Source organism: Aeromonas sp. 604282, from assembly GCF_049170575.1.
Classification (GTDB): domain Bacteria; phylum Pseudomonadota; class Gammaproteobacteria; order Enterobacterales; family Aeromonadaceae; genus Aeromonas; species Aeromonas veronii_A.
Genome location: NZ_JAAKMV010000013.1, coordinates 101,370 through 115,476, shown reverse-complemented (window position 1 = coordinate 115,476; position 14,107 = coordinate 101,370). Strand labels below are relative to the sequence as shown.

Sequence of the window (14,107 nt, the reverse complement as noted above, 5' to 3'; positions counted from 1 at the left end):
AAGATGATGATGTTCAAGAGCAAGTTGGCGCTGGCGGTAGCGCTGGGATTGGGGATGAGCAGCCCGCTGTGGGCGGCGCAGGCGAGTATTGCAGGTGAGAGTGTCGAGGCCAGATTGGCGGCGCTGGAGGCGCGGGTACAGGCAGCCGAAGCGAGAGCCGAGGCGGCAGAGAGCCGTGCCAGTCAGGCGGAAGTGAAGGCGAGCGCGGCGAGCGAGCAGGCTCAGGTGGCCGACAACCGCAGCCAGCAGGTGGATGAGAAGACCGCTGGTGCCCAGGGCTTCGAGTTTCACGGCTACGCCCGCTCGGGCCTGTTGGTCAACGGCAATGGCAACGGCGGGCGCGGCGGCCCCTACATCACGCCAGCCGGTTCGGTGGGCGGGGCCGTCGGTCGCCTTGGCAATGAGGATGACACCTATATGGAGGCCAACCTGCTGAAAACCCAGACCTTCGAGGATGGCAGCTGGGCCCGCTACAAGCTGATGCTGGCAGACGGGGTGGAGACCAGCAACGACTGGACCGCCAGCGATTCGAGCCTCAATACCCGTCAGGTGTTTGCCGAGATCGGCAATCTGGCGAGCTTCGACGGCCCCTTCAAGAATGCGGTGCTGTGGGCGGGCAAGCGCTTTGATCGCGACAACTTCGACATCCACTGGCTCGATTCCGACGTGGTGTTCCTGGCCGGTACCGGCGGCGGCGTTTACGACGTGCAACTGGCCGACAGCTGGAAGGCCAACTTCTCTCTCTATGGCCGCGATTACGGCGACATCAGCGCCAGCGGTCTTTCCGATATCGAGAGCTACATCCTCACCATGAACAACCGCGTCGGCAACTGGCAGTGGATGGTGAACGGTCTCTCGGCAAAGGACAATGACGCCCGCATCAATGACAAGGGGGCGGGCAGCGAGGCGGCGGACAAGGGGGCCCACACCCTGCTGGCCTACCACGGCGAGAGCTTCTTTGGCCTCAACCCCGGTTTTGTCAAGGCGGCGGTGCTGTACGGTCATGGGCTGGGGGCCGAGGTCAAGGGGCTGGGCTCTGACAGCGAGCTGTTGCCGGACGCCGATGCGGTGCGGGTCGCCGTGTTTGGCGCTACCGATCTTAATCCGCGCTGGCGTTTTGCCCCGGCCCTGCTGGCCGAGCAGAGTCAGGATCGCTACGTGAAAGGGGACGAGTACCGCTGGCTCACCTTCAATACCCGGGTGGCGCAGGTGCTGAGTCAGAACGTCGAGCTGGTCTACGAGGTGGCCTGGCAGTACATGGATCTCGATCCCAAGGGTTACAAGGGACGCCAGGCGGTGAACGGCAACTTCACCAAACTCACCTTCGCCCCCACCTTCAAGGCGCAGACCGCCGGATTCTTCGAGCGGCCTGAGCTTAGGGTGTTCGCCAGCTGGATGGACTGGTCCTCCGAGCTTGACAACTACGCCAGCGACGATGCCATGGGTCAGAGCAACTTCACCGCCGGTGGCGAGTGGAACTTTGGCGTACAGATGGAAACCTGGTTCTAGTTCGTTATCCCGATCACAAAAATGGCAGCCGGTGCCGAGATCTGTTGGTTGGCTAAAACGGTTTAGCTGATAATGTCAGCCACCAGAACAGAGTTCGGGTTTGACCGTGGATCCGATGCAGCAGTGGAGTAGCAAGGTGACGAATCGTGTGTGGGTAATGGGGGATGCGGTGGTGGACTTGATCCCGGAAGGGGCGTTGCACTACCTCAAGTGTCCGGGTGGCGCCCCCGCCAATGTGGCGGTTGGTGTGGCACGGCTGGGTGGCGATGCGGCCTTTATCGGCCGGGTTGGTGCCGATCCGTTCGGCCGCTTTATGGCCGACACCTTGAGCGGGGAGGGGGTGGATATCGGTGCGCTGCGGCTCGATCCAGACCATCGCACCTCTACCGTGCTGGTGGCACTGGATGATGAGGGGGAGCGCAGCTTCACCTTTATGGTGCGCCCCAGTGCCGACCAGTTCCTCACCCCAAATGAGTTGCCCCGCTTCGACGCCGGTCAGTGGCTGCTCACCTGCTCCATCGCGCTCGCCAACGAACCGGTGCGCACCAGCTGCCTGCAGGCCATGGCAGCCATCAAGGCGGCAGGCGGGCGGGTCTGCTTCGACCCCAACCTGCGCCCAGAGGTGTGGGGCAACCCCGCCGAGATGCTGCCGCTGGTGCGTCAGGCTATTGCGCAGGCGGATGTGGTCAAGCTCTCCATTGAGGAGCTGCAACTGCTGAGTGGCGAGGATGAACTGGTCGCCGGGCTTGCAACTCTCTCTGGCCCGGCGCTGGTGCTGGTGACCCGGGGCGCGGCCGGGGTGGTGGCGCGTCTGGGTGGCGAGCTGTTGGAGTGGGTGGGGCAGAAAGTGACCCCGCTCGACACCACGGGGGCGGGGGATGCCTTCGTCGCCGGTCTGCTGGCGGCGCTGGCCGGGCGCTCGTCGCTGCCGACGCTGGCCGAGCTACCCGTCATCCTGGCTCAGGCCCACGGCTGTGGGGCGCTCGCTACCACCGCCAAGGGGGCGATGACGGCGCTGCCGACCCGCTCCGAACTGGATGCCTTTTTGCGATCAGACACAAGCGGCTGTTGATCTGCGGCTAGAAGCCCGGCTCGACAGCCCCTACTCTCATGTGACAAGGGCCCGCCAGCGTGGCGGGTCATAAGAGGAAGAATATGAATATCAGTGCGATAGCCAAGGATCTGGTGCCCCTGCTCGGGGGCAAGGAGAACATCGTCAGCGCTGCCCACTGCGCCACCCGGCTGCGGCTGGTGCTGGCCGATGACAGCAAGGTAAACAAGGCCGCCATCGACAAGCTGGAGGGGGTCAAGGGGTGCTTTAGCAACGCGGGCCAAATTCAGGTGATCTTCGGCACCGGTCTGGTCAACAAGGTCTATGCGGAGTTTGTGGCGCTGACCGGTACCGGCACCGCCAGCAAGGCGGAGCTGACCGACATGGCGGCGGCCAAGCTCAACGTGGCCCAGCGGTTGGCGCGAACCCTCTCCAACATCTTCGTGCCGATCATTCCGGCCATCGTCGCCTCGGGCCTGCTGATGGGGCTGCTCGGCATGGTGCGCACCTACGGTTGGGTCAATGCCGACAGCGCCCTGTTTGTGATGCTCGACATGTTCAGCTCGGCGGCCTTTATCATACTGCCGATCCTCATCGGCTTTACGGCGGCGCGGGAGTTTGGTGGCAATCCGTACCTCGGGGCGACCCTTGGCGGCATCCTCACCCACCCGGCGTTGACCAACGCCTGGGGCGTGGCCGGTGGCTTCAAGACCATGGATTTCTTCGGGCTCGATGTCGCCATGATCGGCTATCAGGGCACCGTCTTCCCGGTGCTCTTGGCGGTCTGGTTTATGTCCCATCTGGAGAAACAGCTGCGCAAGCGCATTCCGGACGCGCTGGATCTGATCCTCACGCCGTTTCTCACCGTCATCATCACCGGTTTCGTGGCGCTGCTCTTTATCGGCCCGGCGGGTCGGGTGCTGGGGGATGGCATCTCGTTCGGTCTGAGTGCCCTCTATGAGCAGGCGGGCTGGTTGGCGGGGCTGGTGTTTGGCGGCACTTACTCGCTTATCGTCATCACCGGCATCCATCACAGCTTCCACGCCATCGAGGCGGGGCTGCTGGCGAATCCGCAAATTGGCGTCAACTTCCTGCTGCCCATCTGGGCCATGGCCAACGTGGCACAGGGCGGGGCTTGCCTCGCGGTCTACTTCAAGACCCGTGATGTGAAGATCAAGGCCATCACAGTGCCGGCTGCCATGTCCTGTCTGCTGGGCATCACGGAAGCGGCGATCTTTGGGGTGAACCTGCGCTATATCAAACCCTTCCTCGCCGGTCTGTTTGGCGGGGCCTGCGGCGGCGCCTACGTGGTGGCGGCCAAGGTGGGGATGACGGCGGTGGGGCTGACCGGTATTCCCGGCATGGCCATCGTCCAGCCCATGAGCCTGATTCATTACATCATCGGGCTGGTGATCGCCTTTGGCGCCGCCTTCGCCGCTTCCTACCTGCTCAAGTACAAGGTGGAGTGATGAAGGAAAGCGATCTTCTCAACCAGATTGTCCGGTCGTTGCTGGCCGGACAGCTCAAGGCGGCGGCCGATCCCCATCGGCCCCGCTGGCATCTGGCAGCCCCGGTGGGGCTGCTTAACGATCCCAACGGCTTTATCGAGCACGACGGGCGCTACCACCTCTTCTACCAGTGGAACCCGCTGGGCTGCGAGCACCGCAACAAGGGCTGGGGCCATGTCACCTCCACCGATCTGCTGCATTGGCAGCACGAGCCGGTGGCGCTGTTGCCCACCGAAGCCTATGAGAGCCACGGCTGCTATTCGGGTTCTGCGGTGAGCGATGAGCAGGGGCGTCTGACCCTTATCTACACAGGCAACGTCAAATACCCGGACGGCAGCCGCACCGCCTACCAGTGTCTGGCCCGCGCCGACGGTGAGGGGGGCTTTGCCAAGCTGGGACCCATGCTGGACCTGCCCGCAGGCTACAGCGGCCATGTGCGCGACCCCAAGGTGTGGCACGACGGGCGGCAGTGGCTGATGGTGCTGGGTGCTCGCACCCTGGATGACAAGGGCGAAGTGCTGCTCTATCGCGGCGAGACCCTGCAAAGCTGGCAGCGGGTGGGCCCCATCGCCGGTAGCGGGCGAGGGGGGCTGGGTGAGTTTGGCTATATGTGGGAGTGCCCGGATCTCTTCCCGCTGGGGGAGCACCATGTGCTGATCAGCTGCCCGCAGGGGATTGCCCCGGTGGGCGAGGATTATCGCAACCTCTACCAGTGCGGCTGGCTGGCTGGCAACTTCGACGGCAAGCGCTTCGAGCACGGGGCTGTCCACGAGCTGGACCGGGGCTTCGAGTTCTATGCGCCGCAAACTACCCTGGACAGTCAGGGGCGCCGCCTCTTGTTCGGCTGGCTGGGGCTGCCGGAGGAGAACGAGATGAGCCAGCCTACGGTCGCTCACGGCTGGATCCACCAGATGAGCTGCCCGCGGGAGCTGTTCTGGCAGGATGAGTGGCTCTGCCAGCGGCCTGTGGCGGAGCTCGCGGCATTGAAGGGAGAGTTGACCCGTTTCGAGGGGACGCTTGGCGAGTTTCCGGGGCTGGCCATCGACTCGGCCTGGCTCGATCTGGATCTCTGCGGTGAGGGGAGTTTCTGGTTCGGTGCCGTGGCCGAGTTAGTGTGGCAGCCGGACCGCATCACCTTGCGGCGCCAGAACTGGCAGAGCGGAGCGTGGGAGACTCGCAGCAGCCCATGGGCTGGCGGGCGGATCACCGTCCTGTGTGATCGCTCCAGTCTGGAGTGTTTCATCGATGAGGGGCGTCACAGCCTGTCGGCGCGCTACTTCCCCGGGGAAAAGCCGCAACTATCATCAGGTAACGGCGATGATGGCTGCAAAATTTGCCTCAATCACTGGCCGCTGTCGGCGTGCCTAGTACAATAGCCCGGTTCTAGTCAGCCGGGAGGCCAGGTGGAGAAGAAGAAACGGATCACGATTGCCCAGATCGCCGAACTGGCGGGGGTGTCCAAGGCGACCGCCAGTCTGGTGCTCAACGGGAAGAGTGCGGAGTACCGGATTGCCGACGATACCCGCAAGCGCATTCAGGCGGTGGCGGAGGAGTGTCACTACCTGCCGAGCTTTCATGCCCGCTCCCTGCGCGAGACCCGCAGCTACACTTGGGGGTTGGTGATCCCCGATCTCACCAACTTCGGTTTTGCCCGCATCGCCCGCGCCCTCGAGGCGCACTGCCGGGAGGCGGGCATCCAGCTGCTGATCGCCTGCTCCGAGGATGATCCCGCCCTTGAGCAGCGGGTGGTGGACAACCTCATCAGCCGTCAGGTGGATGGGCTGATTGTCGCCTCCAGTGGCCACAGTGATGACATCTATGCCCGTATCCACGATCGTCTGCCGGTAGTGCAGCTCGACCGCCACATCGGCGAGTCGCGCCTGCCCATGGTGATCTCCGATGCCTGCAAGGCGACCGCCGAGCTGGTGCGGGACATGGCCAGCGAGTGCGGCGAGCAGATCTACTACTTCGGCGGCCTGCTGGATCTCTCCCCCAGCCGCCACCGGCTGGCGGGCTATGAGCTGGGGCTCCATCGCGCCGGTTTTGAAGCCGATGCAGCTCGGGTACGCCATCGTGACTACCAGCCGATCTCCGGTTATCAGCTGATGGCCGAGCTGGTGGCCGAACTGGGGGCGCCCCCCAAGGGGCTCTTTACCGCCTCCTTTACCCTGCTGGAAGGGGTGCTGCGCTACCTCAACGAGGCGGGGTTGATGGAGACGGGGATGCGGCTGTGCACCTTCGATGATCACGACCTGCTCGACTGCATTCCCATGCGCATCGACTCGGTGGCGCAGGATTGTCCGGCGCTGGCCCACGCCGCTTTCGAGCTGATGCAGCAACTGATTGCGGGTAATCCCCCTGCGCAGACTGCCCAGGTGATCGCCCCCAGGGTGCGCTGGCGCAGTCGTCGCTAGCCACTCTTCGCTCATCCATATGAGAAAGCCCCGCCATTGCTGGCGGGGCTTTTTGCCGTTGGTTGATGGAGCCATTCCTCTGACCGACAACTCAATCCGTAGTGCTGGCGCGCCAGAATATCTGCTTGATATGGGGATGAATGCCGAGCTTCACCATCAGGGCGTCGAGCTCGTCACCATCGATGGAGGTTGCCAGCAGCACTGCCGAGATCTCCAGATCCCTCTCGCCAAATGGCTCGATGTCGAGCTCGCTCATGGGATAGTTGGCCTGCTCCAGCATCTCTTCGAGCCAGTGCAGCACCTCCTTTTGATGCTCACGGGGGGTCAGGGCAGTCACCTTGTAGGTGACTTCAGTATCCAGATTGTCTACCGGGCGACGGTTGATCTGGTTGACCAGTGGTCGCAGCAGGGTGTTGGCGGCGAGCACGAACAGGGCGCCCAGAATTGCCTCCATGGCGAGCCCGGCGCCACAGGCGGCGCCGACCGCTGCCACGCCCCAGAGGGTGGCGGCGGTGTTGATGCCGCGGATATTGCCTGACTCGCGCATGATGACACCGGCGCCGAGAAAGCCGATGCCGGAGACAATATAGGCCACCACATGGACCACGTTGTAGTTGCCGCCGTGCAGGTCATAGATTCGCTGGGCCAAGCTGACGAACAGGGCTGCCCCCACGGCGACCAGCACGTTGGTGCGAAGGCCCGCGGTACGTTGGCGGTACTGGCGCTCCAGCCCGACCAGACTGCCGAGCACAAAGGCGAGCAGCAGGCTGGCCAGAGTGTCGAGCAGGGAGATTATGTCTAGTTGTTGCCACATCTTCATGGCGTACTCCTTCTTATGAAGGCTGGCTTGGCACAATCCATGATGAAACGCCTGATGGCGGATGGATCAGAGGGGGATTGAGCGGATGACCAGCAGGAAAAAACGCAGCGTCCCGGGTTTGGCTTCCGGGGCGCGGGCATCATCAGATGCCCTGACGCTCGGAGAGGACGCAACAAGCGGGGCCAGCGTGACTGGCCCCTTGAACGGTTGTTAGTGCAGCAGGATGTGCGTCAGTTGAGCTCGGGAGCCGTGTCGATGCGCGGATGCAGCTCCCAGCGTACCGGATGTGCTACCCCGACCTGATGGACAAACTGCACCAGATAGCGGCGTTGGGGTGGAGAGCAGTGCACATTGAGTACCAGCTCACGCCCGCCGCTGCGACCCGGTTTCATCGATTGCATCGGTTGTAGCCCGGCCGGTTGCAGGGTGTGGTTCACCATATCCAGCACCTGTTCCATATCTGCACGATCCTCGCAGCGGATCTGCAGCCGGTAGTGGTGCTGGCGCGGTTTGCCGCCCAGCCAGCGTGGCAACATGCCGCGCCCCAGCTTGCTCAGCAGGGGATAAGTCCGGTTGGATACGGACAGAGTTGAAATAAAACGCATAGCAGCCTCCTTGTGGGAAGCAGAAACTATGCAGGCAAGGTGTTATGGCAAAGCCAGATCACCTGACGTCAAGTGTGAAATAAAGAGAAGAGGGGAGTGGATTTCCGCTTCTCGCAGGGCTGCGAGTTGCGGCAGAAGAAGACCTGCGGCTAGCTCGCAACCTTGGTACCGACGATGAGGGTCGGTCTACAACTGTCACTTGATGAGTTGCCCACTGATGGTCTCCGCTGTGTTAAGAACGGCAAAATGGTACTCATCCAGAGCGGTGAGGTAAAGCCTTATCGCCCTTTCAGCAACATTTAGATACAAGTTTGTCAATAATGGTGCCGACTGGTTATCTCCATAAGCATCACGGAGCGACGATAGCCATCGCTGCGCGATGACGCCCCGCTAGCAGAACCTATGCCCGATAGCAGGAGTTCCCCTGTCTTGCGCGACCTGTTACTTCAGCCCCAAGCGCTTCAGGATCAGGGCTGCCGGGCAGAACCCAGTGAACGCACTCTGGATCAGGTTGACCCCGACAAAGACGCTTAGCCAGACAAAGCCCGGATGCACCCAGGTGGTAAGGATCAGCGAGAGCAGCAACATGCAACCCGCGACGATTCTGACTCCGTTATCTACTGTCATGGTCTTTCTCCCTCTCTACTTTAGATGTTGCTAATTTAGTGTTGTTTTATACAATAGAACAAATATCAGCAATTGCTAATTTACTCTTATGAGCCAATTCGACGAGATGAACAGACATGCGACAGCCGCCGCCTCCCTGCTCAAGGCGTTGGCTCATCCCGAACGCCTGATGGTGCTCTGCCAGCTGGTGGAGGGGGAGAAGGGGGTCGGGGAGCTGCTGGCCCATAGCCAACTCGGGCAGTCGGCCTTCTCCCAGCAACTTTCGGTATTGAAGCGCTACGGCCTGATCCGTTCACGCAAGGTCTCCCAGCAGATCTACTACTCGCTGGTGAGCGAGGCGGCCGCCGATGTGTTGGGCGCGCTGCAAACCCATTTTTGTCACTCAGAAAATAAGGAATCTTGATGATGGAAAGCCAATGGCTGCTCTCTTTGGGCGGTGGCATGCTGGCGGGGCTGTCGGCCCTGATCCTGATGTTGTTCAACGGCCGGGTTGCCGGGATCAGCGGCATTCTGGCCGGTGCGCTGCAACAGCGTACGCCGTGGCGGGTGCTATTTCTGCTGGGGCTCGGGGCGGGCGCCTGGTTGGCGCTGACCCTGGGTTGGTCCACCATGCCCGCATTCACCACCTTGCCCGGCTGGCCTGTAGTGCTGCTGGCCGGTCTGCTGGTCGGCATCGGTACCCGTCTTGGCAATGGCTGCACCAGCGGCCACGGCATCTGTGGCATGGGGCGGCTCTCCCTGCGCTCCATTGTCGCCACCCTGACCTTTATGGCGGCTGGCTTTATCACCGTCTTCGTCACTCATCATCTGCTGTAAGGGGCTGATCGCCATGAAGTTGCTGACAAGTTTGTTTGCGGGTGTGTTGTTCGGACTGGGGATGGCCATCTCCGGCATGGTGGATCCCGCTCGGGTCACCGGTTTTCTCGATCTGGCTGGCGCCTGGGATCCCAGCCTCGCCTTCGTGATGGGAGGCGCCCTGCTGGTCTTTATGCCGGGTTACTTCTTGCTGGTGAAACCCCGTCGCCAGAGTGTGCTGGGGGAGCCCATCGCCGCCGTACCAGCTCCTCGGCTCGAGCGCAGGCTGATCGGCGGGGCTGCGCTGTTTGGCATCGGCTGGGGATTGGTGGGTATCTGCCCGGGGCCTGCTCTGAGTCTCATTTCCAGCGGGCAGCCCATGATAATGTTGTTTATAGCGGCCATGGTGGCCGGGATCTTGCTGTTTGACAAAGGACTGGCCAGGGTGCTGGCCAAGGCGCCAGCTCGGGGGAAGGATAAGGTGCGCCAGTCCCATACCGCCTGATCCCGTGAAGTGACAGATTACGCCAGGGAAGGAGAGTGATGATGGAAAAGATCCGGTTGCTGGGGATCACCATGTTGGTGATGACATCGCAGGCCATGACATCCCCCCAGGCCCTTGCCGCAGACGGGGAGTCTATTGCCCCACTGACAGTGACCCTGTTGACAGTGGCGCCACAGGCGGTGACCGACTGGCTGACGCTGGATGGCACCGTCAGTGCCATCAATCAGGGGACGGTGGCGGCCCAGACCAGCGGCCGGGTCTCCCGCATGCTGGTGGATGTGAACGATCAGGTGCAGGCGGGGCAACCGCTGCTGGAGATCAGCGGCAAAGAGCAGTTTGCCGCCGTCACGGGTGCCGAGGCGCGGCTGGCGCGGGCGCAGGCCCAGCAAGTGGAAGCCGAGCGCCAGCTTGCCCGCTTTCAGGCGCTGATTGCCAAGGGGGTGATCACCCGCGCCCAGCTCGATAATGCCCAGGCGACGGATCGCGCCGCCCGCGCCGAGGTGAACGCTGCCGATGCGGCCCTCACTCAGGCCCGCGAGGCCTACGGTTATACCCGCATTCTGGCCCCTTACGCCGGAGTCGTGACCAAACGGCTGGTAGAGCTGGGGGAGACTGTCGCCCCCGGTACCCCGCTGCTCTCCGGCTTCTCTCTCGACACCTTGCGGGTGGAGGTGGAGTTGCCCCAATCCGCCCTGACGCTGGCTCGTGAGCCTGCGGATGTGCAGGTGCTGCTGCCGGATGGCAAGTCTGTTACCCCGGTCAAATTGACCCGCTTTAACTATGCCGACAGCCAGAGCCACGCCTTCAGGTTGCGTCTCGACTTGCCGCCGCAAACCGCCGGGGTATTGCCCGGCATGTGGCTCAAGGTGCAGCTCAAGCAGGGTGAGCGTCAGGTGTTGCAGGTGCCGGATCGCGCCCTGCTGCGGCAAGGGGAGTTCAACGGCGTCTATCTGCAGCAGCCCGCTGGCTGGGCCCTGACGCCGGTGCGGGTCGGCCATTGCTTTGAAGGGCAGTGCGAGATCCTGGCCGGGCTGCAAGCCGGTGACAAGCTGGCTCCCGATGCCTGGGCGCAGCAGCAGGAGGTGGCCCATGAGTAGCGAGCTGAACGGCAACAAGGAGAGGCTGGGGCCTGCCGGTCGGCTGGCCGCGCTGTTTCAGGGCTCGGCCATCACGCCGCTGCTGGCGCTGGTGGGGCTCTTACTCGGCCTGTTTGCTGTGCTGGTGACCCCCAAGGAGGAGGAGCCGCAGATCGATGTCACCTTCGCCGATGTCTACATCCCCTTCCCGGGAGCCACCCCGGCAGAGGTGGAGTCTCTTGTCACCACCCCTGCCGAGCAGGTGGTCTCCCAGATAAAGGGCATTGATACCCTCTACTCTTTCTCCCAGCCCGATGGCGCCCTGCTGGTGGTGGTGTTCAAGGTGGGGGTGAGCCGCGAGCAGGCCATCGTCGATCTCAACAACCAGCTCGACTCCAACCGCGACTGGTTGCCACAGGGGATCGGAGTCGGTCAGCCGCTGGTGAAACCCCGGGGGATCGATGATGTCCCCATCGTCAGTTTGACCTTATGGAGCAAAGAGGGGAGCAAACAACTGGGGGCTCCCGAGCTGACCCGGGTCGCCCATGAGCTGGAGACTGAACTCAAGCGCATTCCCGGTACCCGCGATATCTACACGCTGGGCAGCCAGAGCGCCGTGTTGCGGGTGATGCCGGATCCGGCGGCCCTCAGCGCCCACGGCATCAGCTGGGGCGAGCTGAGCCAACGACTGGCTGCCACCAATCAGGTAGGCACCACACAGGCTATCGAGCAGAACAACAGTGAGATCAAGGTGCAGGTGGGGCAGTTCCTGCAAAGCGAGCAGGAGGCTAGAGAGCTGGTAGTGGGGCTGCACGACGGCAAGCCGGTCTATCTGGGGGAGGTGGCCAGGGTCTCTCTGGGTCAGGAGACCCCGACCAAGCGCAGCTGGATGGGGATGGGGCAAGCCAGTTATCCGGCGGTGACCCTGGCCATCGGCAAGCAGCCGGGCCAGAACGCGGTCGATGTGGCCAAGCGGGTGGAGGCGCGGGTCGAGAGTTTGCAGAACCGACTGATCCCGGCTGGCGTCGAGGTGACGGTGACCCGGGACTACGGCGTCACCGCCGAGACCAAATCCAACACCCTGATCGGCAAGCTGATTTTTGCCACCACGGCGGTGGTGCTGCTGGTGCTGGTGAGCATGGGCTGGCGTGAGGCGCTGGTGGTGGGGGTGGCCATCGTTATCACCCTGGCACTGACTCTCTTCGCCAGCTGGGCCTGGGGCTTTACCCTCAACCGGGTGTCGCTGTTTGCGCTGATCTTCTCCATCGGCATTCTGGTGGATGACGCTATCGTGGTGGTGGAGAACATCCACCGCCATCGCGGTTTGGGCAAGGGGGCGCTAAAGGATCTGATTCCGGGGGCGGTGGACGAGGTGGGGGGGCCGACCATACTGGCGACCCTGACCGTGATCGCGGCCCTGCTGCCGATGGCCTTTGTCAGCGGTCTGATGGGCCCCTACATGAGCCCTATCCCCATCAATGCCAGCATGGGGATGCTCATCTCCCTGCTGGTGGCCTTTATCTTCTCCCCCTGGCTGGCGAGCCATTTGCTCAAGGATTCGGTGCACGGTACCCACGGCGAGGCCAGGGCCGGCCTCTTCCAGCGGCTGATGACCCCTTTCCTGATTGGCGCTGGCGCCAGGAGAGCGAGGCACAAGCTCTGGCTGGCTATCCTGCTGCTGGTGGCGGGAGCCGCTGCCATGCCCATGGTGCAGTGGGTAGTGCTCAAGATGCTTCCCTTCGACAACAAATCGGAATTTCAGCTGGTGCTCGATATGCCGGAGGGGGCGACTCTGGAGCAGACCGAGCGCACTCTGCTGGCGGTCGGGCGGGAGCTTGCCAAGGTGCCCGAGGTGAAGGATTACCAGATCTACGCCGGCAGTGCCGCCCCCATCAACTTCAACGGGCTGGTGCGTCACTACTTTATCCGCAGCGGTGCCAACGTGGGGGATATTCAGGTCAATCTGGTGGACAAGCATGAGCGCCATCGCAGCAGTCACCAGATTGCCCAGTCGGTTCGGGCCCCGCTGCAGGCCATCGCCAGCGCGGTGGGTGGCAACCTGAAAGTCGTTGAGGTGCCCCCCGGTCCTCCGGTCTGGTCACCCATCGTTGCCGAGATCTATGGCCCGACTCAGGCTGCCCGAGAAGCTGCGGCGCGCGCCGTAGAGGCCCGCTTTGTAGCCACCGCGGATCTGGTGGATGTGGATATCTATCTGACCGACCCGCAGCCCAAGTGGCGGCTGGTGGTGGATCGCAGCAAGGCGGCCCTGATCGGGGTCGATCTCGGCGATCTGGTGAACACCCTCAATGGCGGGGTGGGTTATCAGGATGCCAGCTGGCTGCAGGGGCACGGCGCCAAGTATCCGGTGCCGATCCGCATCGAGCTGGCTCCCGGTGACAAACGGGATCTGGCGGGCGTATTAGCGCTCAAGGTGCGCAGCCAGAGCGGCCAGCTGGTGCGGGTCTCCGAGCTGGTGAGTCGCCGCGATGAGGTGGCCCCCAGCTATATCATGCACAAGAATATGCAGCCCATGGTGATGGTGGTGGCCGACATGGGCGGTCACACCGACAGCCCGCTCTACGGCATGTTTGCCGCCGGTGCCGACATCAACCTGCCCCAATATTACGTGCAGCAGCCCGACAAACTGGGAGCGGTGGCGCTGTTGTGGGACGGGGAGTGGAAGATCACCTACGAGACCTTCCGCGATATGGGCATCGCCTACGGGATGGGGATGATCCTCATCTACCTGCTGGTGGTGGCCCAGTTTCGCTCCTATCTGGTGCCGCTCATCATCATGGCCCCCATTCCGCTCACCCTCATCGGGGTGATGCCGGGCCACGCCCTGCTGGGGGCCCAGTTTACCGCCACCTCGATGATCGGGATGATTGCGCTAGCCGGGATCATCGTACGCAACAGCATCCTGCTGGTGGACTTTATCGAGCAGCAGCGCAGCGCCGGAGTGGCGTTCGAGCAGGCGGTGATCGAAGCGGCGCAGGTGCGGGCCAAACCCATCATGCTGACGGCGCTGGCGGCGATGATCGGGGCCCTGTTTATCCTTGATGATCCCATCTTCAACGGACTGGCCATCAGCCTGATTTTCGGGATCCTGGTCTCCACTTTGCTCACCCTGGTGGTGATACCCTTGCTCTATTATGCCCTGCTCTCCCGACGCACATGACGGGAGTCACTAGCGAAAG

Annotated in this window: 13 protein-coding genes; 10 read left to right on the top strand and 3 right to left on the bottom strand. The window is 62.9% G+C overall.

What is annotated here, in order from left to right:
• Positions 1-3: 3 nt before the first annotated feature.
• The 5 genes from G5367_RS15550 (at position 4) to G5367_RS15530 (ending at position 6,482) form a co-directional block, all read left to right on the top strand.
• On the top strand, positions 4-1,509 hold the full coding sequence (locus G5367_RS15550) for a carbohydrate porin (protein WP_227340912.1): 1,506 nt from the start codon (positions 4-6) through the stop codon (positions 1,507-1,509).
• Between the two features lie 115 nt (positions 1,510-1,624).
• On the top strand, positions 1,625-2,581 hold the full coding sequence (locus G5367_RS15545; protein WP_421294624.1) for an aminoimidazole riboside kinase: 957 nt from the start codon (positions 1,625-1,627) through the stop codon (positions 2,579-2,581).
• 83 nt (positions 2,582-2,664) lie between these two features.
• Positions 2,665-4,029, top strand: coding sequence for a sucrose-specific PTS transporter subunit IIBC (locus G5367_RS15540; protein WP_042657031.1), 1,365 nt, complete (start codon positions 2,665-2,667; stop codon positions 4,027-4,029).
• Positions 4,029-5,444, top strand: a complete 1,416-nt coding sequence (locus G5367_RS15535) for a glycoside hydrolase family 32 protein (protein WP_421244599.1) — start codon at positions 4,029-4,031, stop codon at positions 5,442-5,444. Before G5367_RS15540 ends, G5367_RS15535 begins: the two co-directional genes overlap by 1 nt.
• 27 nt (positions 5,445-5,471) lie before the next feature.
• Complete coding sequence (locus G5367_RS15530) at positions 5,472-6,482, top strand: substrate-binding domain-containing protein (RefSeq protein ID WP_005344295.1); 1,011 nt, start codon at positions 5,472-5,474, stop codon at positions 6,480-6,482.
• A gap of 91 nt (positions 6,483-6,573) precedes the next feature.
• Here G5367_RS15530 and G5367_RS15525 read toward each other — a convergent pair whose 3' ends face one another.
• From G5367_RS15525 to G5367_RS15515, 3 genes are all read right to left on the bottom strand, one after another.
• Positions 6,574-7,302 (bottom strand): MgtC/SapB family protein, encoded by a 729-nt coding sequence (locus G5367_RS15525; protein ID WP_236346443.1) that lies wholly within the window; start codon positions 7,300-7,302, stop codon positions 6,574-6,576.
• A 230-nt stretch (positions 7,303-7,532) separates the two neighbouring features.
• Positions 7,533-7,907 (bottom strand): hypothetical protein, encoded by a 375-nt coding sequence (locus G5367_RS15520; RefSeq protein ID WP_216979154.1) that lies wholly within the window; start codon positions 7,905-7,907, stop codon positions 7,533-7,535.
• A 441-nt stretch (positions 7,908-8,348) separates the two neighbouring features.
• Positions 8,349-8,534: a DUF2892 domain-containing protein gene (locus G5367_RS15515; protein WP_337073604.1), complete on the bottom strand. Its 186-nt coding sequence runs from the start codon at positions 8,532-8,534 to the stop codon at positions 8,349-8,351.
• Positions 8,535-8,622: 88 nt separating this feature from the next.
• Here G5367_RS15515 and G5367_RS15510 point away from each other — a divergent pair, with 88 nt between their 5' ends.
• Genes G5367_RS15510 through G5367_RS15490 form a run of 5 tightly spaced genes read left to right on the top strand, consistent with a single transcriptional unit; the run spans position 8,623 to position 14,088 of the window.
• The gene (locus G5367_RS15510) at positions 8,623-8,937 is read left to right on the top strand and encodes an ArsR/SmtB family transcription factor (protein ID WP_005338008.1); all 315 of its coding nucleotides are present in this window, start codon (positions 8,623-8,625) and stop codon (positions 8,935-8,937) included.
• Complete coding sequence (locus G5367_RS15505) at positions 8,937-9,350, top strand: YeeE/YedE family protein (protein ID WP_421244600.1); 414 nt, start codon at positions 8,937-8,939, stop codon at positions 9,348-9,350. The genes G5367_RS15510 and G5367_RS15505 overlap by 1 nt, the downstream gene beginning before the upstream one ends.
• Positions 9,351-9,363: 13 nt before the next feature.
• A complete protein-coding gene (locus tag G5367_RS15500) occupies positions 9,364-9,834 on the top strand; it encodes a YeeE/YedE family protein (RefSeq protein ID WP_042054014.1) in 471 nt (156 codons plus the stop codon).
• A 41-nt stretch (positions 9,835-9,875) separates the two neighbouring features.
• Positions 9,876-10,931, top strand: coding sequence for an efflux RND transporter periplasmic adaptor subunit (locus tag G5367_RS15495; RefSeq protein ID WP_421244640.1), 1,056 nt, complete (start codon positions 9,876-9,878; stop codon positions 10,929-10,931).
• Positions 10,924-14,088 (top strand): efflux RND transporter permease subunit, encoded by a 3,165-nt coding sequence (locus G5367_RS15490; RefSeq protein WP_421244601.1) that lies wholly within the window; start codon positions 10,924-10,926, stop codon positions 14,086-14,088. The genes G5367_RS15495 and G5367_RS15490 overlap by 8 nt, the downstream gene beginning before the upstream one ends.
• Positions 14,089-14,107 lie beyond the last annotated feature (19 nt).